The sequence below is a fragment of the Streptomyces sp. NPDC002476 genome (assembly GCF_042889785.1).
Lineage (GTDB): Bacteria > Actinomycetota > Actinomycetes > Streptomycetales > Streptomycetaceae > Streptomyces.
Map to the genome: position 1 here is coordinate 50,781 of NZ_JBIARH010000036.1, position 21,146 is coordinate 71,926.

Here is a 21,146-nt window from a genome sequence, read left to right on the forward strand (position 1 = left end):
CGCCCGGGCGACTCGGAGAGTCGAGGGGGAGCGCCATGGCGGAGATGGCTGAGCACCGGACGGTGCACCTCTGGTCGTTGGCCGAGGACGTCACCGTCGAGTCCGGTGACACCGAGGACCAGCTCGTGCTCACCGGCCGTTGGGGCAAGGAGTGGGTCGACGGCGCCGACCCCGTCGTGCAGGCGGCGCTGCGCCGGATGGAGCTCGGGCCGATCCTGCTCGCCAATGTCGTCCCCGGTCCGGACCGGGCCGATGCCGGTCTGCAGGCCGGGCCGACCGAGCCCCACGGGCCACCGGGCGACGGGACCACCGACGGGAGTGGCGTCCTGGTGCTGCTGCCGGTTCTCGAACGTCTCAGTCACCTCGTCGTGCGCACTCTGGGCCTGGACGACCTCCGCGGGCCCCTGCTCTCGGTGACGCCGGTGTCCCGTCAGGCGTCCTTCGCGCTGCTGCGGCTCCCGGGCGGGCGGCTCATCTGGCTGCCGCGCGACATCACGCTCACCCTGCGGCCGGGCGGCTTCATCCTGGAGTCGCCCAGCTCCGCGCACCGTGTGGTGCTGCACCGCCCCGAGGCCGTCTGGGTGGTGGGGATGCTGGCCTGGCCGGCCACCCCGGACGACATCTCGGCGGCGCTGCCGCTGCCGCCGTCGGTCACCGAGGACATCCTGGGCTACCTGGCCGCGGCTTCCATGGCGGCGCCGGCCGACACGTCCGCCCTCCCGTTCCCCGACCCGGTCTGACCCGACCCGGCCTGCCCCGGACCCGCCTGCCCCGGACCGGGGCGAAGCGGAGAACCGGCACCTACATCAGCCAGCCCGCGTCCCGGGCGATGCGGATGGCGTCCACCCGGTTGCGCGCGTTCAGCTTGGTCACGATGTTCGTCAGATAGTTCCGCACCGTCCCCGCCGACAGGTGCAGCTGCCGCGCGATCTCCTTCGCCTCGGCGCCGTCCGCGGTCAGTCGCAGGACCTCGGTCTCCCGCTCCGTCAGCGGCGTCTCCGCGCCGCCCCAGGCGGCCAGCGCCAGCTGAGGGTCGATCACCCGCCTGCCCGCGGCCACCCGCCGCACCGCGTCGGCGAGTTCGCCGGGCGGGGCGTCCTTGAGCAGATAGCCGTCGACCTTGGTCGTCAGGGCCCGCCGCAGCGTACCCGGGCGGCCCATGCTGGTGAGGATCAGCGTCCGGCAGTCCGGCAGCTCCTCGTGCAGCCGTGACGCCGCCGTCAGCCCGTCCATGCCCGGCAGATCGATGTCGATGACCGCCACGTCCGGGCCGTACTTGTGCGCCGCGGGCACGATCTCGTCGCCACGCTCCAGCTCGCACACCACCCGGAGGTCGTCCTCCAGGTTCAGCAGGGCGACCAGCGCCCCGCGCACCATGTTCATGTCCTCCGCGAGCAGTACGCGTATCGCCATGTTCTCCGCTCCCCCGTGTCCACTGCACATGATCCCTCGCCGTTTCCGGGGGATGCCCCCAGGGGCCGGGCACCGCTGAGCGGAGCGGCGGGGGCGAGTCGCGGCCTCGATGGCGACGAGGAGCGATTCCGGACAGCCACGGATTCTTGTGACTGCCGTCGATTTTATGTGAATGATGTGAAGCACGTGAAGTGATCGACGCACTCCTCAACTGCGGCGTCCGTCCGTCGGCGGCCGCCGCGTCGCTCCGGCGGCGCCGTCCGAACGTCCCTCGCCACTGTCGTGTTCCGGCCGAATCCGGCGTCAGACGAAGAGCGGAACGGGATTGAGGTCCTCGTAGGCGACGGGCTCCGACCGCCGCCCCAGCGCCACCGGCACGTCGTACAGTCGACCCGGTGCGAACCGCGCCCAGAACGGCCGCAGGCCCGGCACGATCACTTTCACCACCGGGAGCCCGAGGTCCGGCCGCGTCTGGTCCAGGACCAGCAGGTCCATGCCTCGCGCGCGCACCAGGCCGTTGATCGCGGCGATGTCGTCGAGCAGATCGCCGCGCGGTGCGTAGCTCCAGTGCGCCGGGGTACGGGCCGGTGCGGTCGGGTCGGGCGCCAGGTACGGCTCGCCCGCCTTCGTCGCCCGCCGCCACCACTCCAGCGGCTCCGGGTCGGTGATCCGGTAGCCGGTGTGGTCCGGCCGCGCGTCGCACACGGCCGGGAGCAGCTGCCCCATCTCCGTCAGGGCCCGGCGCGCCGCCAGCCGGGGATCGAAGTGCGCGCCGAAACCGAAGATCACGTCCTCGGCGGGCTTGTCGACGCGCCGGGACAGCGCCGCCACCACGGGAATGCCGAGGTCCGAGGTGAGGTCGAGCGCCCAGACCTCACGGTTCAGTCCGGCACAGCCCTCGCGGATCCGGTCCACGTACGGCTCGTCCCAGGCGTCCAGGTCGACGGCCGGCTGCCGGGTGCGGTTGTACCACCACAGGGCCACCGCGTCCCGCTCCACCAGCTCCAGGAACCCCTGGACCAGCGCGTCCTCCGGACTGCTGCCGGCCGCGTTGCCGTTGGAGTCGGCGGACAGCCCGTCCGTGCCCCACCCGTCGCCGTAGTACAGCATCGACGTCGGCAGCAGCCGCTGCCGCCCGGAGGTGAGCGACCACACGGGGGTCCACTCGGTGGGCCGGTCCACGTCGAACCGCTCGGGCACGTGACTGAGCCGCGACCCGGCGCTGTTCCAGCGGTCCCGGTCGCGGAACTGCCGCTCGTCGTACAGCTGGCAGGCGTTGGGGTGCACCGCCGCGTCGCCCAGCGCGCGGAAGGTGTCACGGACCACCGCCTCGTCGCCGTGCCGTGTGCCGCTGTACCGTTCCACCGCCTCGCACAGCGCGCTCACCCGGGCCTCGGTCTCCGTGACGCCCTTGCCACCACTGAGCGCGCGCAGTCCGGCCCGCAGTCCGGCCAGCGTCGACGAGCCCATGGCCAGGTTGTGCCCGGAGAGATAGGGGTGGACGAAGCCGGGGCTGTTCGGCGCCCGGCGGATCTCCTTGACGATCCCGGTGACCGGGTCGACCAGACCGCCGTACGCCGCCAGCATCTGGTCGGGCGTCAGCGCCCGGTGGCCGCCCAGGTCCCGTTCCGCCTTCGGCCGGGAGACGGGGACGAACGGGGTGGATGCGCGCCGGGCGACGATCCCCGGGTCGCCGCACCCGGCGCACTGCGGAAGCCGGTTGACCGCGTGCTGCGCCGACCCCGACCGGAGCGTGCCGATCGTGGTGACCGCCTCCTGCGCCGGATCGCGCACCCCGGCCAGCCACTTGGCGGACTCCAGCACCGCCAGATGCAACCCGAGGGCGTAGCAGGAGGCGAGGGCGCCGAGCGGCCTCGGCGGTGGTCCGTCGATGCCCAGGGCCAGTTGGAGCGGCCGTTCGGAACGCCGGTGCCCGCGGAGCCGTACCGCCAGGCACGACCAGCAGGCGCCACCCTCCGCCGGGCGGAACACCGGGCCGACCCATGGCTCCGCGCCGCCCGGACGGGCCAGCAGCCAGGGCAGGCCCCGCGCCCGGTGAGCGGCATCGACGTCCCGCAGACGAGGGGTCAGGTAGTCGTCGCACAGCACGATCGCGAAGTCGGGGCCCGTCTCCGGGAGCGCGTAGGGCTCCCGGCTCGCGTCGCTCACCTCGGCGACCGTGAGCCCCGACTCCTCGCACGCCGCCCGCAGACGGCCGAGGTCCGCCGTGCCGGTCAGGTCCACGATCCGTATCCGTGCCCGCCCGGCCGCCGCCGCGGCGCGCGCCCCGTCCAGGCCGGCGAGGTCCCAGTAGGCCATGGTCTCGCGCGGGGCGGGGGGCCGTGTGCCGTCGGGGGCGAACCGGCGCAGCAGGCCCGCCCGTTCGAGAGCGGTGAGCGAGTCACGGGCCCCGACGGCCCCGAGCAGCGTCGCCGCTTCGCGCAGGACGTCCGCCGCGGTGCGGCTGCCGTCCAGCAGCGGTGCGAGCACCTCCGCGTGCTCGCCGTGGAGTGCGGTCACACCGCGCTGGGACACCAGGTAGACCGCCTCGCCGGGGACGACCGTGGGTTCGAGGTGGCCGGCGAAGCCCACCCGGATCCGGTCGTCCCCCGAGGCGGCCCAGAGGTCCTGTCCCTCGTCGGTGGTCATGCCCCGAGCCGTGCCGACGGCGCGGGCTCGCCCGTCGCGTCGGCGGCGGCCGGTCCGCTGCGGATGCAGATGGTGAACAACGCCTGGGCCTGGGCACACGCGGCATCGAGATCCTCGATCACCAGGTGCGGAGCGGGCTTCTCGGCGAGCCTTGCACGGGAGGAGAAGGTTTCCTTCATGGTGTTCTTGTCCCTTCGTGGATCGCACGGCGTCGAGAGTTCGGGAGGCCGGTCCGCTTCCGGGTGAGGAGCGGACCGGCCTTCACCCCATCGATTCTGCGAGGCATGGCCGAGAACATACAGTGCATGGATCATCTGCCGAGAGTGAACTCTTCACATGCCGGGGCCCTGTGCCTCAGGCCACCGAGTCCTCGGCGTACGGGTCGTCGTCCAGGTCCGGGAGCGGCCGCAGCAGCCGGGTGGGGGCCTCCGCCACCAGATGGAACGACCTGTCCGGCAGGCGTTCGACGCTCAGCCTGCCGGAGATGGCCCGCAGCCGCACCGCCAGGTTCCCCAGCCCGCTGCCGCTGTGCGGGGAGACGTCGCGGTAGGCAGGATCCACCCCGTCGTTGGTCATCGACAGCCGCACCCGGTCGCCCTCCTGCACGGCCTCCATCCGGCACGTCGTCGCCCGGGTGTGCCGCAGCAGATTGGTCACCGCCTCGCGCAGCACCGCCGCCAGCACGGTGTCCACCTGCTGGTCGATCGTGCCGAAGCGGATGTCCGTCTCCACCTGGACATCGGCCGCCTCCAGCAGCGACTGCGCCGACCCCAGCTCCTGTTTGAGGGACATCGCCCGCAGTCCGCTGGCCACCGCCCGCACATCGGCCAGCGACTGCCGTGAGATCTCCAGGAGTTCACTGACCTCGTCCATCGCGCGCCGCGGATGCGTGGCCACCAGACGGTGGATCAGCTCGCTCTTGAGCGTGATCGCGGAGAGGCTGTAGCCCAGCAGGTCGTGCAGGTCCCGCGCGAACCGCAGCCGCTCCTGCGTCACCGCCATCCGGCTCAGCTCGAGACGGGTGTCGTGCAGGGCGTGGACCAGCGCCGACAGCCGGGACAGCCCGAACACCACCAGACCGGTCAGCAGCGTCGACAGGGAGAGGTAGAACATTTCCCGCAGCGGATAGCCGTCGACGAGAGGCGGCAGCGACATCGACAGCCCGACGGCGCCGTACGCCGGCCAGGCCACCCTCGGCGGCAGGAGCAGCAGCAGGGAACCGGCGAGGAACCCGGCCATCGCGCCCCACTGGGAGTGGAACAGGGCGAGCGGCAAATAGGTCAGCAGCGCCTGGGCGGAGAGCGTGAGCGCCTTCTGCCAGGTCGGCGCGAGATGGGCCTGCGCACTGGAGTGGCGCATCTGGAGCAGGAAGACGAGGAGCAGCGCCACCGCGCACGCGCCGAGCGACAGAGTCGTGTGCGCCGCGCTCGCGAGGTTGATCAGAGTGATGCTCAGATAGCCGAGCAAGGCTACTTTGAGGATCGTTCCGGCCAGCCGCGGTGCCGGCAGATCCGGCAGCGGTGAGGACTTTCGGGCGCCGGGTCCGGTTCCGGCCCCTGGCCCTGCGGCCGTCTCCCCTTCGGCTGATTCCCCGTTGTTTGCCCCGTTCGTGCCGGACGAGCGACCGCACCCCTGCTTCATGCGACCGTCCCGTTCATGCGCGGTCTGCGATCTTCGGTGGCGCTTCCCGCGAAGTCGTCGAACTCCAGTGCACATGCGAAGATCATAAGTGGTGCGGCGACGACGGAAATTCCCGGTCGTGAGGCCGGGCCGAGGCGGGTGTGTGTGGGGGTGAACCGCCGTCAGGTGGGCCCGGGGACAGTCCTCCAGTACGACGGAGATCCTCCGCCTCGACGCCGCACGCACCGGACGCCGCACCGGATGCCGCGCGGTCCGGCCTCCGGCCGGACGACGGCAGTTCGACGAAAGGCCCTGACCGCCCGGACCCGGCGGGCGGTCAGGCCGGCGTGACGCCCCGCTCCCGGAGCGCGGAGTCGCGCCGGCCGTTCCCGGATCACCGCCGGCCGGACGTCCGGTGGGCTATCGCACGGCGGCCGACGAGCCGGCGGGCGTGCTGCGGATGCAGATGGTGAACAGCGCGACGGCGGCGTCGGGCGCGCCGTCCAGGTCCTCGATCACCAGGGCGCCGAGCGCGCCGCGGACCGGTCCGGTCGCGGCGTCGGGGCGGAGTGCGGAGACATCGGAGATGTTCATCGGGTGTTCCTTCCTTCTTGCTGTCGGTTACTTCTTGGTGCGGGGTTGAACGGATGGTCGGACGAGGACGGGGCGCGCCTCACGGAACGGGCAGCGGGCCGAGGGATTTCGCTCCCGGCGCGTGAGCGCCCGCCCCGGTCCGTGCCGGCGCGGGGCGCGTACGCAGCCGGCCGCCGAGCAGCGCCATGCCGAGCGGAGTGACCGTGTGCAGGGCGCAGTTGCGCACCCGACGGGTGGTGATCAGCCCCGACTCCCGCAGCACCGAGGCGTGTTGGCTGGCGGTTCCGGGGGAGATGCCGAGCCGGGCCGCGAGCTGACTCGTCGTGCAGGTGTCCGTCAGCTGCCGCAGCGCGGCCGCCCGGGTCTGGCCCACCAGGGCGCTGAGCGCCTGTTCGCCGCCGGCCTCCTCCTCTTCGGGCAGCAGCGAGAACAGCGAGGTCACGTCCGACGGCATGCCGAAGACGAGCGCGGCCTGCCCGCTGTCCCGCTCGGTACCGATGACCCGGCCCGCCACGCCCGTCAGGAACGCCGACGGCACCAGCAACAGGCCCCGCCCGCACAGATGGACGTCCCGGTCGGTGCGGTCGTGGATCTCCAGGACCGGCGGGTTCCACACGATCCTCGGGTGCAGCGTCGACAGCAGCCGCTCGACCCCGCCCGTCATCGCGATCCGCCCGTGGGCGTCGCACTCGGTGTCCAGCCGCTGCTGCACCGAGTCCCACAGCGGGGCGACCCCGGCCCGCCAGACGCCGACGGCCAGCCGGACCGCCTCCGTCCGGGTCAGCGAGAGCGCGGCCAGTGCGGAGGCGTCCGCGTCCGGCGAGGAATCCAGCAGGAACAGCAGGTCGTCGGGGGCGTTCAACGACTGCAGCAGGGGGCCGAGCGGCTGGCTGAGAGGAGCACTCTCCCGTAGTCGGGCGGTGACCTCGGCGCGCCAGCCGGTGAGATCGGCGCTGCGGGACCTCGTGAGCGCGCCCAGAGCGAACACGCCCTCGGCCACCGGGCCGAGGGTGCTCTGCATTCGGGTGCGCGCGAGATCTGCGGCGGTGAAGTGGATTCTCTGCATCGAACGGCCCCCATGTGTTGTGGGACCCGGCTGCCCGGGCCCGGTGGCCGACTTCTCGCCCGGGCACGGAGACGGCGCCTCGTCCGGCCGCCGCCCCGGTCCGTACCGTCCGACGCTCCACGGGCGTCGGACGGGCGGACCGGGGAAATGGGGTTCGATCGGCGGCCGAGGTCGGCGGATCGCGCCGCGGGGCGCCGTCTGCCGTCGTCCGGGGGAAGTCGGAACACGAGTGACCGTGTCATGCGTCGGGCGGCGGCCGACAGTGCGACGCTCCCAGAACACCCATGACCGTCTCAGCGCGTGGATCATGAATTTTTCAGGTGCGCCAGTGCGGCGGCCGTGATTGGCCGAATTCTCACGCCTTCACCTTGCCGCCCGAACGACCGCTCACCGCAGGGCATTTGCCGTCGACAGAAACTGTGGTGAACAGGAGCCGATTGTGGCTACCTTGCGCCAGCAGGGGGGCCGGAGCCCCCTGCCGGAGGTTGGGTACGGCCCGTGACCTGCCGGGAAGCACGGCGCGCACGCCCGGTGACGAGGTCCCGCAGCGGGCTCACCCGGAGGGACGCGCCCCAGCGATCGCCGTAGGGGAGTTGCTGTGATCAGCGAATCCGTGGACGAAGCGGTACGCCGCGCCCGCGTGGCGGAGGCGGAAGTGGCGTCATGGTCGCAGGCCGGAATCGACGAGGCCGTGGCGGCCGTCGGCTGGCACTGCTATCGGGAGGAGAACGCGCGCGCTCTGGCGCGGCTCAGTGAGGAGGAGACCGGTCTCGGCGACGCCGAGGCGATGTACGCGCTCCAGCGCAGACGCGTGCTCGGCATCCTGCACGACCTGCACGGGGTCCGCACGGTAGGCGTCGTCGAGGAGCAGCCCGAACGGGGACTCGTCACCCTCGCCAAACCACTCGGCGTGATCGCCGTCGCCAGCCCCGCGACCGCACCCGCCCCGGGCATCATCTGCAACGCCCTGCCCATGCTGAAGACCCGCAACGCCGTCGTCTTCAGTCCCAATCCGCGCGCCCACCGGACGGCGCTCGCCACGACCGAGGTCATGCGTGCCGCGCTGGCCGAGGCCGGGGCCCCGCAGGACCTCGTCCAGTGCCTGCCCGTGACCGGCCGCGACGCCGGTGAACGCCTCATGTCCGCCGCCGACTTCGTCGTCGCCATCGGCGGATCCAACACCGTGCGCCGCGCCTACCGCAGCGGCACGCCCGCGATCGGCGCCGGGGTGGGCAACCCCACGGTCCTCGTGGACGAGACCGCGGACCTCGACGAGGCCCTGAACCACATCCACACCGGCGCCGGTTTCAACCACGGCACGTCCTGCTCGTCCGAGAGCAATGTGCTCGTGCACCGCTCCGTCGCCGACGACTTCCGCGACGGTCTGGTGCGTGCCGGGGCCCATCTGTGCGACGCGGCGGAGACCGCGGCGCTGGTCGCGGCGCTGTGGCCGGACGGCCGTACCCTCGACCGGGACCTGATCGGCCGGCCGGCCGCACAGATCGCGGCGGCGGCCGGGCTGACGGTGCCCGACAAGGTCTCCGTGCTCGTCGCGGACCAGCCCGATGCCGGGCAGGACGGCCCGCTGCTGCGGGAGAAGATCTCTCCCGTGCTCTCCCTGTCGGAGTACACCGACTTCGACGAGGCCGTGCGGCTCGTGCAGCGGATCTCGGAACGCTGCGGTGTCGGGCACAGCTGCGCGATCCACACGAACCGGCCGGACCGGGTCATGCGGCTCGCGGAGAGCGTCACGCACTGCCGGGTCGTGGTGAACCAGTCGACGATGACGAACACCGGATCCTTCAGCAGCGGCGTGCCTTTCACCACCACTCTGTCCAGCGGGAGCTGGGGCGGTTCCGGAGTGTCGGGGAACGTCACCTGGCGGCATTTCCTGAACTACACCACCATCTCCCGTCCCATTCCGGAACGTGTTCCGGACGAGGCCGCGCTGTTCGGCCCGTACTGGGACCGGGCGGCGGCGCGGACGACCGAGGAGCCGAAGGCAGCCTGACGCCGCCCGTGCGGCTTCATGGTCAACGATTCGACAGTGCGCCCGTACCGGGCGGGGAAGGGAGGGCGACCAGTGCCGACAGCGAGAGTCAACGGCATCAGCCTGAGCTACGAGGTGACCGGGCAGGGCGACCCGGTCGTGCTGGTCATGGGATCCGGCGCCGGAGGCAGGGCCTGGCACCTGCACCAGGTGCCGGCGCTGGTGCGGGCGGGCTACCGGGTGATCACCTTCAACAACCGGGGCATCCCGCCCACCGACGCCTGCTCCGAGGGCTTCACGATCGACGATCTCGTCGCGGACACCGCGGCGCTGATCGAGCATCTCGACGCGGGTCCCTGCCGGCTCGTCGGCACCTCGCTCGGTGCCCACGTGGTGCAGGAGCTGTGCCTGGCCCGGCCGGACTTGGTCAGCCAGGCCGTCCTGATGGCGACGCGGGGCCGCAGCGACGCGATGCGCCGGGCACATGTCCGGGCGGAGCGGGAGTTCTACGACAGCGGCGGCCGGCTGACGCCGCTGTACGGGGCGACGCTTCGGGCGCTGCAGAACCTGTCGCCCGCGACGCTGCGGGAGGACAAGGAGATCCGGGACTGGCTCGACATCTTCGAGCTGTCCCCGGTCACCGACGCGGCCGGCTACCGGGCCCAGCTCGATGTCGACATCGAGGAGAGCCGTCTCGACGCATACCGCGCGATCCGCACGCCGTGCCAGGTGATCGGTTTCGCCGACGACCTGGTGCTGCCTCCGCATCTGAGCCGGGAGGTCGCCGAAGTGGTCCCCGGGGCCCGGTACACCGAGATCCGGGACGCGGGGCACTACGGCTATCTGGAACGTCCCGACCAGGTGAATTCCGTTCTGCTCGCATTCTTCCGACAGAACGGCTGACACAGGCCGGGCGATGCACGACACCCGCGTTTCGGTGCCCGACGAAACAACTTGTCGGTCCGGAAGCGGGCGATGGACGATTCCGCGGGGCCGGGCGCATCCGGATCCCGCTCTTGAGGAGGAAATCATCATGGAGAACCCGTTCGACAACGAGGACGGTTCTTTCTACGTACTCGTGAACGATGAGAACCAGCACTCGCTGTGGCCCACCTTCGCGGAGGTTCCCAAGGGCTGGTCCGTCGTGTTCGGCGAGGACACCCGCCAGGCGTGCCTCGCGTACGTCGAGAAGAACTGGACGGACATGAGGCCCGCCAGCCTCATACGGGAGATGGAGGGCCTGGAGGCGGAGCCGGCCAGCCCGGCCGGCGCCGCCGCCTGACGCGCGTCCCTTCGCACCAACATCCCGCGGGTGTCCCGGAAGTCGGTCCGGGGCACCCGCTCCGTTCCGGTGCCGGTCACGGCACCGGGTCTCAGTGCACGTCCCGGCGCATCGGGACGAGCACCGCGGCGACCGCCGCGAGCAGGGCGTAGCCGGTGAGCAGGAGCGCACCGCCCACGGGCGAGAGCAGTGACACCGGACTGGTCGCCAACTGGTCGGCGAGGGTGTCGGTGATGTAGGTGAAGCCGGTCAGCGAGGCGGTGGCGCCGCCGGGGAGCAGCGGGTAGAGCAGCTTGACGCCCGGGATCATCATCAGCATCAGCTCGCCCATGTACAGGTAGCCCACCACGACCGCGAGCGCGGCGATCTGATTGCGGATCAGTGCCCCCGCGGCGACCCCGAGCAGGGTGTAGACGGCCATGGTGACGGCCAGCCGCCCCAGCAGCGCCAGGACCTCCGCGGACTCCATGCCCGGCGTCACCCCGCGGGCCGCCGCCCCGCCGAAGAAGCCGGCCCCCGCGGTGCCGGTGAGCACCGCCCCGTAGACCAGCCCCGCGACCCCGAAGACGACGATCTTGGCGGTCAGCACCTGCCAGCGCTTCGGCGCGAACAGGAAGGTGTACGTGGCCGTGCGATGCCGGTACTCGGAGGTCATCGCCAGGGTGCCGAGCGCCGCCGGGACGATCACCGTGAACCCGAGCATCCCCAGCACCGAGCGCACGCCGTCCTCGGTGTCCAGACCGGGCATCGGCGGGTCGAAGTTCTCCGGACCGACCAGAGTGAGCAGCCCCACCATGCCGCCGCCGAGCACCACCGCCACCAGCAGCGCCCACATCCACATCCGGGTGGCCAGCAGCTTGCGGAACTCGGCCCTGATCAGTGTGCTCATCGCTCGATCCCCTCGTCGTTCGTGTGCGAGGCCCCCGCGCCGGCCGCCGCCGGTTCACGGCCCCCGTCCCCGGTCAGCCGGAAGAACAGCTGCTCCAGGCTCGCCTCCTCGGTGACGAGGCCGTGCACCCGTAGTCCGGCCGCCGCCGCCAGGTCGGCGACGACGGTGTCGGTCGCCCCGTACACCCGCAGCCAGCCGTCCTGGGCGGTCTCCACCTGTATCTGTCCGCCGGAGGATTCCCGGAGCAGTGCGTCGCGCAGCGCCGCGGCGTCCGGGGACCGTACGAGGACGGACCGCGGGACGAAGCGCTCCATCTCCGCCAGCGGTCCCGCCGCGACCAGCCGGCCCCGGCTGATCATGACGACGTCGTCGACGATCTGCTGGACCTCGCTCAGGACGTGACTGGAGACGAGGACCGTGCGCCCCTCGGACGCCAGGCCGCGCAGGAACCGGCGAAGCCAGGCGATTCCCTCCGGGTCCAGGCCGTTGCTGGGCTCGTCGAGGAGGAGCACGCGCGGGTCGCCCAGCAGGGCGGTGGCCAGGCTGAGACGCTGCCGCTGCCCGGTGGAGAAGGTGCGCGTGCGGCGGTCGGCCACCTGCGCGAGCCCCAGCTCCTCGATGAGCCGGTCCACGCGCGATGCCGGGTGACCGCCCATCGTGCAGTAGATGCGCAGATGGTCGCGGGCCGTGTGGTTGGGGTGGAACGCGGACGCGTCCAGGGCGGCGCCGACGACCTCGGAGGGCCGGGCCAGTTCCGCGTACCGCCGGCCGCCGATGGTCGCCGTGCCGGAGGTCGGGGCGACCAGACCGAGGACCATCCGCATGGTCGTGGACTTCCCGGCCCCGTTGGGTCCGAGGAAGCCGGTCACCACGCCGGGCTCGACCCGGAAGCTCAGGTCGTCGACCGCGGTGACCGCACCGAACCGCTTGGTGAGGCCGGTGACTTCGATGCGCGGCCCGTTCGCCTCGTGCTGATGTGGCATCAGTTCTGCTCCTGGTGGCGGCCGATGAGACGGGCCAGCTCGCCGGCGTCGTCGAGGGAGAGAACCAGCTCGTCGTACTGCTCGCCGGAGGCGGCGCGGTCGAGCTGGACCCGCAGGCCGGGCTTGCCCCGGTACGCCGCCACGAGCTGGCGCGGTCCGAGCATCAGGCCCCAGGTGCCGATCTTGGCGACCCCGGAGACCTGGAGGCCCTTGCGGGCGCCGTGCGCCTCGCGCAGGGGGTTGTCGACCGGGACGACCCGGCGGACGGCGGCGAGCGGGACGCTCAGTGTGTCGCGGCGCAGCCAGGTCTGCTCGCGTCCGCTGAACTCGACCACGAGTTCGGTGCCGGAGATCTTCATCAGTGCCATGGGGTCCATCCCTCCCTCGGGGCCGCACCCGTCCGTCCGGGTCGGAGCGCGGTTCCGCTGCCATGAGCGTCTGTTCTAGTAGATGTATATCAGATAGAGTGGGCATGTGCATCTCGTACTCGACCTCGACAGTGAGGTACCGATCTACCAACAGATCCGGGACCGGGTGGTGGAAGCCATCGCGGAAGGCGCGCTGGCGCCCGGTGCCGGTCTCCCGTCCACCAGGCAGTTGGCCGTCGACCTGGCGATCAACTTCCACACCGTGAACAAGGCCTACGACCTGCTCCGGCGCGAGGGGATCATCCGCATCAACCGCAAGAGCGGCGCGGCGGTCCGACCGGACGTCAAGCAGCAGTCCGCGGACGACCTGCGCACCGGAGTCGACTGGGACCGGCGCATGCGCACGCTCCTCGCGGAGCTGGACGTGCGCGGCATCCCGAAGGGGGAGGTGATGGCGTATGTCGAGGCGACCCTCGACGGCTTCCCGGGCAGGGAGGGCGACGGCGGTTAGGGCGTGTTCCGAAAGGAGCGTCCCCCGCCCGGAGGGCGGGGCCCGCGGCGTCCGGTGCGGCGCATCGCAAGGCGGAGGGACGTCCTCGTACGGGGTGTACGTGGATGATCCCGGCAACGTGGCGAGGTGCCGTGCCAGGCGCCGCGGGCCGGACCGGACTTTCGGAACACGCCCCAGGGCCTGCCCCCGCACGGCGGGCGACGCTTCGACGACAGGGCCCGGCGGGGCGTTACGGGCGGTGTGCTCAGGGGGTGGCCCGGGGGCCGTCGTCCGGACCGGGCGGCAGCCAGGGGGCCCGCAGCAGGGCAGCGCCGAGCGGAGTGAGGGTGTGGATGGCCGAGGTGTGCGTACGCGTCGTGGACACCAGCCCCGCCCGGCGCAGCACGCTCGCGTGCTGACTCGCCGAACCAGGCGTCACCCCCACACGCCGGGCGAGCTCGCTCGTCGTCAGGCTCACGGTGAGCGCCTGGAGGACGGCCGCCCGCGTGCTGCCCACCAGGAGCCCCAGCGGCTGCCGCTCGCCCACCCCGTCGGTCTGCGGCACGTCGCCCGCCGCCCACTCCCCGTACCGCCCGGAGCGCCGGCCGGCGTCCCCCCAGAGGGAAGCGGCCGTCGCCGCCGCGGTCCGCGCCGGATGGACCAGGATGGGGGCGTTGCCCGGCGTCCGCTCGTCGAGGAACAGACGCGGCGGCCCCGTCAGGAACAACGACGGCGCCAGCAACAGCCCGCTGCCCGACAGCCGTACCTCGCGGGGCCGTTCGGCCGGCACGCTCAGCACCGGCGGACGCCAGCACAGGCCCGCCGGCCCGGCCGTGGCGAACAACTCCTCCACGCCGCCGGCCGTCATCGCCCGCCCGTTCGCCTCGCACTCCCGCTCCAGGCGGCTGCGGATCCGCGGCCAGTAGGGCTGCACCGCGGACTGCGCGAACACCCTGAGCGCCACCGCCAGCCGGTGGTTCGCCAGCAGCCCGCGTCCCACCGCCACGCCCGGCCCGCCGGCGGGATGCTCCATCCATGCCGAGATCCGGCCCGTGGGGGAGCGGACCATGGACATCAGCTCCGGCGACCCGACGAGCGCCTCCGCCATCCGCGACAACAGCGGAAGGTGTCTGCTGTGCCGACTGCCCGGCCGGAACACCACCGTCCTGCGCCACTGGGCGAACACGTCCTCGCCCCCGTCGCGTCCCCGGCCGCCCGGGTCCTGGCCGGCACCCAACGACGCAAGAGCGAAAAGGGACTCCGCCGCCGGACCGACGTTCTTCAACAGCCGGACGTTCATCACGTCGTCGAACGTGAAATGAATGGTGAGTCCGCTTCCCGTCCGCCGCGCCGGATTTCCTTCCGCGGTACTTCCGTGATCCTCCTCGCGCATGCGGCACATCATGCCGGAAGAGGATCCGGGCACTCCTCGAAAGCGTCCGCCGCGCAGGTCGCCGAAGCAGTCGCCACCTGCGAGTTTTATCAACGCCCGAATGTGGTTGCCGGGTAGACGATCCGCGCGGGAGCCTGGAATGTCGTGCAGTGTGCCGACACGACGACATCCCGCCCCACCGGGAAATCCTGAACACGAAATGAGTGAACGCCGTGCTGTACAACGCACTTTTCAACCTCGGCATTCTTGCGGCCGTCTGGGGCGCGCTGGCCCTCGCTCCCAGCCCGCTCCTCAATTCCCCGTCCGTCCCCTTCGGCGTCCGCGTGCCCCCGGACAGGGCGAACGCACCCGAAGTCGCCGCGCAGCGGCGGCGATACCGTGCCCTGCTGCTCGCCGCAACCGCGGCCGTAGCGGTCCTCGCGCTCGTCGCCTGCACGGCGCTCGACAGCCTCGTCGTCGGCGCCGTCGGCGGCAGCCTCCTGCTCACCGTCGTCGGCGTCGCCCTGTGGAGCCGCGCGCACCGGGCCGTCGCCGACGCCAAGGAACAGGGCGGCTGGTACGAGCAGACCCGGCAGGGCGCCGTCACCGACACCTCCCTGCGCACCGACCCCGTCCGCTTCCCCTGGCCGTGGGCGATCCCCGCGTTCGCGATCGTGGCCGTCTCCGCCCTCGTCGGCGCCGTCGTCTACCCGGACCTGCCCGCCGAGATCGCACTGCCCCAGAAGTCGTTCTCCGGAACCGTCTACCAGACGTACCCGACCACCTTCTGGACCGCGTTCGCCCTGGTTCTCGCGCAGATCCTCGTCACCGCCTCCATGGCCGGCACCGTCGCCGGAATCCTGCGCGCCCGCGCCGACCTGGACGTCAGCCGCCCCAGGACCAGCGCCGCCCGGTACCGCCGCTACCTCACCAGCATGTCCCGTTCCGTGCTCGGCATGGCCGCCCTGATGAACCTGATGCTGCTCGGGCTGTCCGGAATGCTGTGGAGCGACAACCGCTCCCAGGGCCTCATGGCGCTCGTCGTAGGCGTCCCCGTCCTGGCCGTCCTCGGAATCACCGCCCACCTCGTCCTCCGCGTCGGCCCCGGCGGCAGCCGGCTCCCCACCGACATCACCGAACCCGACAGCGGTCTCGTGCCCCGCGACGACGACCGCTTCTGGCACGGCGCCGGAATGATCTACGTCAACACCGAAGATCCCGCGATCACCGTTCCCCGCCGCGTCGGATTCGGCTGGACCGTCAACCTCGGCAACCTCCGCTTCCTCGTCGTCACCGCGGTCCTGGTGGCGGTGGCCGTGGGAGTCGGTGTCGTCGTGGCCGTCACCATGTGAATCACGCGCCGCACGCATCCACCACCTCCACGAAGGGCCGTCTCCGGACGCACGGAGCCGGCCCTTCGTGCTGCGCGTTTTCACCGCACTCGAAGAAGATTGCGAACGACCGCGGCGGCGGGAGAGCCTGAGGACCGAAAGCACGGCACGTCCGCATCGCCGTGCCGTCCGCCGCCTTCGCCGACACCACGCTCACGCGACGCATCGTCGCGCCCTCCGCTCCCGGTGGTGACCGGTTGCCGCCGGCGGCGGAGAGAACCCGAACAGGAGAGTGGTCGTGGTGACGGTCCCGGAGACGAACCCGGAAACGGTCGTGGAAACACTCCCGGAAACGGCTCCGGAGACTTCTCGGGAATCGGCGAGCGGTCTGCCCGAGGGTCTGGCGCGGTCCCTGCACGGGATCTTCGAGGAACTCGCGCGCGAACACCGGGTCACCGGCGCCCAGATCGCCCTCTATCACGCCGGCACCCTCCACGCGCACTCCTACGGCACGGAATCCGTCCGCACCGGACGCCCCGTGACCCAGCAGACCGCCTTCCCCTTCGGCTCGGTCACCAAGTTCTTCACCGCGGCCCTCGTCATGCAGCTCGTGTCCGACGGCGACATCGACCTCGACGAGCCCCTCGCCGACCTCCTTCCCGAACTGAGGACACCCGGCGGCTCGGGAACCGGGCTGGGCGCCGCCACCGTGCGCCAACTCCTCAGCCACACCGCCGGGCTCCCGGACAGCATCGAGTACGCCGACATGCGCGGCCCCTCCTACCGGCGCTTCGCCGCCGCCTGCGCCCAGGCACCCGCGCTCCACGCGCCCGGGCTCGCCTTCTCCTACTCCAACACCGGCTACTGCCTGCTGGGCGCGGTCGTGGAGGCAGTGGCCGGCATGGACTGGTGGACGGCAATGGACAGTTGCCTCCTGCGGCCCCTCGGTATCGAACCCGCCTTCCTGCACGATCCCCGACCCGGCAGCGCACCCGCCGCCCGCAGCATCGCCGACGGCCACGCCGTCCGCGCCGACAGCGACAACGCGGAAATCGTCGACCACATGACCGATCTGTCGCTCGCCGCGGCCGGCGGCCTCGTCGGCAGCGCGGTCGACCTCGTCACCGCCGCCCGCCTCCACCTCGACGACCGCACCCGCTTCGCGCACGAGCACCTGCTCCCCGAGGACGCGGTCCGGCTCATGCACGAACCGGTCCCCGTTGCCGAGCCGTTCGGCCTCGCCGATGCCTGGGGTCTCGGTCTCATGAGCCACCGCAGCGCCGGGGGCGTCTGGTTCGGCCACGACGGCGCGGTCGGCGGAGCCAGCTGCAACATGCGACTCCACCCCGCCGGCAACACCGCGCTCGCGCTCACCGCCAACTCCACCGCGGGACCCCGCCTGTGGGAAGCCCTCGTCACCGAACTCCGCGCCGCGGGCCTGGACCTCGGCCACTACCGGCTCCCCGAGCCGGACGCCCCGCAGATCACGGAGCCGGACGCCTACCTCGGCACGTACGCCAACGGGGACCTGCACCTCGTCGTCATGCCCGGGCCGGACGGCGGCCTCTACCTCACGCGCGCCGACTACGCCGACTACCGCCTCACGATCCACACCGACGACCGCTTCGTGGCCCGGGACAACGAGCACGACGGCCTGCCGATCGTCGGTCGCTTCGTCCGCGAGCGGTCCGGCGGCCCGATCGTCCTTCTCCAGTACGGCGGGCGCGCGCTCCAGCGGCTCTGACAGCGGCGTCACCTCCGCGCCCGGCCGTTCCGGGACTCCCACCACCACTGCACGCCCATCAGACACCAGGGGAAAACAGCGATGTTCGAGCACGAGCAGTCGATGACGTCGGTCGTGGGCGCGTTCGGTGAGCGGGTCGCGGCCGCGCCGGGTGCGGTGGCGGTGCGGTGCGGTGATGTCGCGTTGACGTATGCGGAGTTGGATGCGGCGTCGGATCGGTTGGCGCGGGTGCTGGTCGGGCGTGGTGTGTTGTGCGAGTCCAGGGTCGGGCTGTTGTTGGAGCGGTCGGTTGATGTGGTCGTGGCGATGTTGGCCGTGTTGAAGGCTGGTGGTGTGTATGTGCCGGTGCATGGTTCGTATCCGGAGGAGCGGGTGCGGCAGGTGCTGGCGCAGGCCGGTGCTGGGCTGGTGGTCACGGACCGGGGTGCGGATGAGGTCGGGGGTGTGCCGGCTGTGGCGGTGGGCGCGGTGTCGACTGGCGCGGGTGACTTGCCTGGGGTGATTCGGTCGGGATCGTTGGCGTATGTGATGTTCACGTCGGGGTCGACGGGTGTGCCGAAGGGTGTGGCGGTCACGCATGGGGACATCGTTGCGTTGGCGGCGGACGGTCGTTGGGGTTCGGGTGGGCATGGGGTGGTGTTGTTCCATTCGCCGCATTCGTTCGATGCGGTGACGTATGAGGTGTGGGTGCCGTTGCTGAACGGTGGGACCGTGGTCGTGGCGGAGGCGGAGTTGAGTGCGCCGGTGGTGCGTGAGGCGGCCCGGTCCGGGGTGTCGTCGGTGTTCTTGACGAAGGCGTTGTTCGATGTGTTGGTGGGGGAGGATCCGGGGTGTTTCGCGGGTTTGCGTGAGGTGTGGACGGGTGGTGAGGCGGCGTCGGGTGTGGCGATGGCGCGGATGCTGGAGTGCTGCCCGGACACGGAGCTGATCCATGTCTATGGTCCGACGGAGTCGACCACGTTCGCGGTGTGTGGGCCGGTCACGGCCGAGGACACGGACGCATCCGCGATCCCACTGGGCACGGCCATGGACAACACCCAGGCGTATGTGCTCGACATGGAGCTCCGACCGGTGGGCCCTGGTGTGTCAGGAGAGTTGTATCTGGGTGGTGCGGGTCTGGCGCGTGGTTATGACGGCAGGTCAGATCTGACGTCGGAGCGGTTCGTGGCGGACCCGTTCGGTGAGGGCGACAGGCTGTATCGCACGGGGGATGTGGTGCGGTGGCGGGTGGATGGTCGGCTGGAGTTCCTGGGCCGTGGTGACGGTCAGGTGAAGGTGCGTGGTTTCCGTATCGAGTTGGCCGAGGTCGAGGCGGTGCTGTCCCGGCATGAATCGGTGGGGCGGGTGTCGGTGCAGGTCCGGGAGGACCGCCCGGGGATGAAACGCCTGGTGGCCTACGTGGTCGCGGCCTCTGGGCGCAGTGTGGACGTGGCCGTCGTGCGTGAGTACGCGGCGGTCGTACTCCCCGAGTACATGGTGCCGTCGGCGTTCGTCGTCCTGGACGCCCTGCCACTGACGACGAACGGCAAGGTCGACCGCAGGGCACTTCCCGCTCCGGAGGCGGAGGCGGGGGAGGAGTACGTCGCCCCGCGCACCGATGCCGAGCGTATCCTCGCGGGTGTCTGGGCGGACGTGCTCGGTGTCGAACGGGTCGGCGTCCACGACAACTTCTTCGCCCTCGGCGGCGACTCCATCTCCGCCCTGCGGGCCGTCGGCCGTGTCCGCACGGTCATCGGCGGCGAGTTGTCCTCCCGTACGCTCTTCGACCACCCGACCGTCGAGACACTGGCCGGGGCCCTCGCCGCGCCCGGCGTACCCGGGGCTTCCGCCGAGCCGACGATCCCGCGCGTCGAGCGCGACGGAAACCTTCCGCTGTCCTACGGTCAGGAGCGCCTTGCCTTTCTGGCCGACTTCGCGCCCGGCGACTCCACGTACAACACCGGTCTCGCCCTGCGCGTCTTCGGTGACGTCGACGCGTCCGTGCTGCGCACCGCGCTGGTCGGGCTCGTCGCCCGCCACGAGGCGCTGCGCACCACGTTCGCCGACGGACGCCAGCACGTTCAGCAGGACGTCGAGGTGCCCGTGCGAGAGGTGGACCTCGTGGCCGAGGCCGACAGCGCGCGTCCGGACGCGCTGCGGCGGGTCCTGCAGGAGGAACAGGCCGCCCCGTTCGACCTCGACGGAGGCCCGCTCGTCCGGGTTCTGGTCATCCGCCTTTCCGAGCGCGAGCACGTCCTGGTACTGACGATGCACCACATCGTGACCGACGGCTGGTCCATGGGCGTGATCACTCGTGAGCTGAGCGCGCTGTACGTCGCCGCGACGCGGGGTGAGGAAGCCGTTCTGCCGGAGCCGCGCATCCAGTACCCCGACTTCGCGGTCTGGCAGCGGGAGAGTCTCGCGGTTGGCGCTTTCGACGGTCAGCTCGACTACTGGCGTGACAAGTTGTCGGGTCTGGAGCCGTTGGAGTTGCCGACGGACCGGCCGCGTCCGGCCGTGCGTACCTCGGCCGGTGCCCTCCACACGTTCGTCATCCCGTCCGGTCTCGTTGAGCGGCTCAGGGCGACGGGGCAGGAGCGTGGGGCGAGCCTGTTCATGGGGCTGACGGCGGTGACGCAGTTGCTGCTTTCGCGTTACAGCGGCCAGCGGGACATCACGGTCGGCACGGTCGCGTCGGGTCGCGAGTACACGGAGCTGGAGAACCTCGTCGGGTTCTTCGTCAACACTCTTGCGCTGCGCACCCGGATCGACGAGTCCGTGGGCTTCGGGGAGTTGCTCTCGGAGGTGCGTGCGACCACCCTGGGCGCGTTCGCCCACCAGGACGTCCCCTTCGACCGTGTGGTGGACGCCGTCGAACCGGAACGGGACCCGAGCCGGAGCCCGCTGGTCCAGGCTCTCGTCGTACTCCAGAACTCCCTCGGTCTCGAAGGCGATTTCGCCGGCCGCCCGGCGAAGCGCGAGTTCGTTCCGCGAGCGACGGCGAAGTTCGACGTCTCCTGGGAGTTCTGGGAGGAGAACGGCGGTCTGACGGCCGAACTGGAGTACAGCACCGATCTCTTCGACGCTTCGACCGTCGAGCGGATGTGCCGCCACTGGATAGCTCTCGCGGAGGCGGCGGTCGCGTCGCCGACGACGCCGCTTGCCCGGCTGGAGTGCCTGGACCAGGGCGAACGTGAACTCGCCCTGGTGGAGTGGGCGGGTCCTGGTGTGGGTGTGGGTGGTCGTTCGGTGGTGGAGTTGGTTGCGGGGCGTGTGGGGGTTGTTCCTGGGGCGGTTGCGGTGGTGTGTGGTGGGGAGTCGTTGACGTATGAGGTGTTGTGGCGTCGGGTGGAGGTGCTGGCTGGGCATTTGGTGG

Annotated in this window: 18 protein-coding genes; 8 read left to right on the forward strand and 10 right to left on the reverse strand. The window is 71.4% G+C overall.

What is annotated here, in order from left to right:
* Positions 1-35: 35 nt before the first annotated feature.
* Positions 36-740 (forward strand): NADH oxidase, encoded by a 705-nt coding sequence (locus ACFYXM_RS29710; RefSeq protein ID WP_389293950.1) that lies wholly within the window; start codon positions 36-38, stop codon positions 738-740.
* A 61-nt stretch (positions 741-801) separates the two neighbouring features.
* Here the strand turns inward: ACFYXM_RS29710 and ACFYXM_RS29715 are convergent, their stop codons facing one another.
* From ACFYXM_RS29715 to ACFYXM_RS29740, 6 genes are all read right to left on the reverse strand, one after another.
* Positions 802-1,413: a DNA-binding response regulator gene (locus tag ACFYXM_RS29715; RefSeq protein WP_389293951.1), complete on the reverse strand. Its 612-nt coding sequence runs from the start codon at positions 1,411-1,413 to the stop codon at positions 802-804.
* Positions 1,414-1,716: 303 nt separating this feature from the next.
* Positions 1,717-4,062: a TOMM precursor leader peptide-binding protein gene (locus tag ACFYXM_RS29720; protein WP_389293953.1), complete on the reverse strand. Its 2,346-nt coding sequence runs from the start codon at positions 4,060-4,062 to the stop codon at positions 1,717-1,719.
* Positions 4,059-4,241, reverse strand: coding sequence for a hypothetical protein (locus ACFYXM_RS29725; protein ID WP_389293955.1), 183 nt, complete (start codon positions 4,239-4,241; stop codon positions 4,059-4,061). Before ACFYXM_RS29725 ends, ACFYXM_RS29720 begins: the two co-directional genes overlap by 4 nt.
* 175 nt (positions 4,242-4,416) lie before the next feature.
* Entirely contained in the window at positions 4,417-5,529 is a 1,113-nt protein-coding gene (locus ACFYXM_RS29730) for a sensor histidine kinase (RefSeq protein ID WP_389293956.1), read from the reverse strand.
* Positions 5,530-6,102: 573 nt separating this feature from the next.
* Positions 6,103-6,276: a hypothetical protein gene (locus ACFYXM_RS29735; RefSeq protein ID WP_389293958.1), complete on the reverse strand. Its 174-nt coding sequence runs from the start codon at positions 6,274-6,276 to the stop codon at positions 6,103-6,105.
* A gap of 79 nt (positions 6,277-6,355) precedes the next feature.
* The gene (locus ACFYXM_RS29740; RefSeq protein ID WP_389293960.1) at positions 6,356-7,342 is read right to left on the reverse strand and encodes an ArsR/SmtB family transcription factor; all 987 of its coding nucleotides are present in this window, start codon (positions 7,340-7,342) and stop codon (positions 6,356-6,358) included.
* A gap of 598 nt (positions 7,343-7,940) precedes the next feature.
* Between ACFYXM_RS29740 and ACFYXM_RS29745 the strand changes: the two genes are divergently transcribed.
* From ACFYXM_RS29745 to ACFYXM_RS29755, 3 genes are all read left to right on the forward strand, one after another.
* Entirely contained in the window at positions 7,941-9,353 is a 1,413-nt protein-coding gene (locus ACFYXM_RS29745; protein WP_389293962.1) for an aldehyde dehydrogenase family protein, read from the forward strand.
* Positions 9,354-9,425: 72 nt separating this feature from the next.
* The gene (locus ACFYXM_RS29750) at positions 9,426-10,235 is read left to right on the forward strand and encodes an alpha/beta fold hydrolase (protein ID WP_389293964.1); all 810 of its coding nucleotides are present in this window, start codon (positions 9,426-9,428) and stop codon (positions 10,233-10,235) included.
* 130 nt (positions 10,236-10,365) lie between these two features.
* The gene (locus ACFYXM_RS29755) at positions 10,366-10,614 is read left to right on the forward strand and encodes an MbtH family protein (protein ID WP_073781114.1); all 249 of its coding nucleotides are present in this window, start codon (positions 10,366-10,368) and stop codon (positions 10,612-10,614) included.
* A 91-nt stretch (positions 10,615-10,705) separates the two neighbouring features.
* Here the strand turns inward: ACFYXM_RS29755 and ACFYXM_RS29760 are convergent, their stop codons facing one another.
* From ACFYXM_RS29760 to ACFYXM_RS29770, 3 genes are read right to left on the reverse strand one after another with little or no spacing between them, the layout of a single operon-like run.
* On the reverse strand, positions 10,706-11,503 hold the full coding sequence (locus tag ACFYXM_RS29760; RefSeq protein WP_389293966.1) for an ABC transporter permease: 798 nt from the start codon (positions 11,501-11,503) through the stop codon (positions 10,706-10,708).
* The gene (locus ACFYXM_RS29765; protein WP_389293968.1) at positions 11,500-12,486 is read right to left on the reverse strand and encodes an ABC transporter ATP-binding protein; all 987 of its coding nucleotides are present in this window, start codon (positions 12,484-12,486) and stop codon (positions 11,500-11,502) included. The genes ACFYXM_RS29760 and ACFYXM_RS29765 overlap by 4 nt, the downstream gene beginning before the upstream one ends.
* Positions 12,486-12,854, reverse strand: a complete 369-nt coding sequence (locus tag ACFYXM_RS29770) for a hypothetical protein (protein ID WP_389293970.1) — start codon at positions 12,852-12,854, stop codon at positions 12,486-12,488. Before ACFYXM_RS29770 ends, ACFYXM_RS29765 begins: the two co-directional genes overlap by 1 nt.
* A 106-nt stretch (positions 12,855-12,960) precedes the next feature.
* Between ACFYXM_RS29770 and ACFYXM_RS29775 the strand changes: the two genes are divergently transcribed.
* Positions 12,961-13,365 carry a GntR family transcriptional regulator gene (locus ACFYXM_RS29775; RefSeq protein WP_389293972.1) on the forward strand — a complete coding sequence of 135 codons (405 nt, stop codon included), beginning with the start codon at positions 12,961-12,963 and terminating at the stop codon, positions 13,363-13,365.
* A gap of 244 nt (positions 13,366-13,609) precedes the next feature.
* On the opposite strand, the gene ACFYXM_RS29780 is transcribed toward ACFYXM_RS29775, so the two are convergent.
* Positions 13,610-14,737 carry a winged helix-turn-helix domain-containing protein gene (locus tag ACFYXM_RS29780; protein WP_389293973.1) on the reverse strand — a complete coding sequence of 376 codons (1,128 nt, stop codon included), beginning with the start codon at positions 14,735-14,737 and terminating at the stop codon, positions 13,610-13,612.
* Between the two features lie 212 nt (positions 14,738-14,949).
* Here ACFYXM_RS29780 and ACFYXM_RS29785 point away from each other — a divergent pair, with 212 nt between their 5' ends.
* The 3 genes from ACFYXM_RS29785 to ACFYXM_RS29795 form a co-directional block, all read left to right on the forward strand.
* Positions 14,950-16,068: a DUF1648 domain-containing protein gene (locus tag ACFYXM_RS29785; protein WP_389293975.1), complete on the forward strand. Its 1,119-nt coding sequence runs from the start codon at positions 14,950-14,952 to the stop codon at positions 16,066-16,068.
* Between the two features lie 277 nt (positions 16,069-16,345).
* Positions 16,346-17,791 carry a serine hydrolase domain-containing protein gene (locus ACFYXM_RS29790; RefSeq protein WP_389293976.1) on the forward strand — a complete coding sequence of 482 codons (1,446 nt, stop codon included), beginning with the start codon at positions 16,346-16,348 and terminating at the stop codon, positions 17,789-17,791.
* A 102-nt stretch (positions 17,792-17,893) separates the two neighbouring features.
* Positions 17,894-21,146: amino acid adenylation domain-containing protein (locus ACFYXM_RS29795; protein WP_389293978.1), on the forward strand; the 3,253-nt coding region annotated here is incomplete at its 3' end.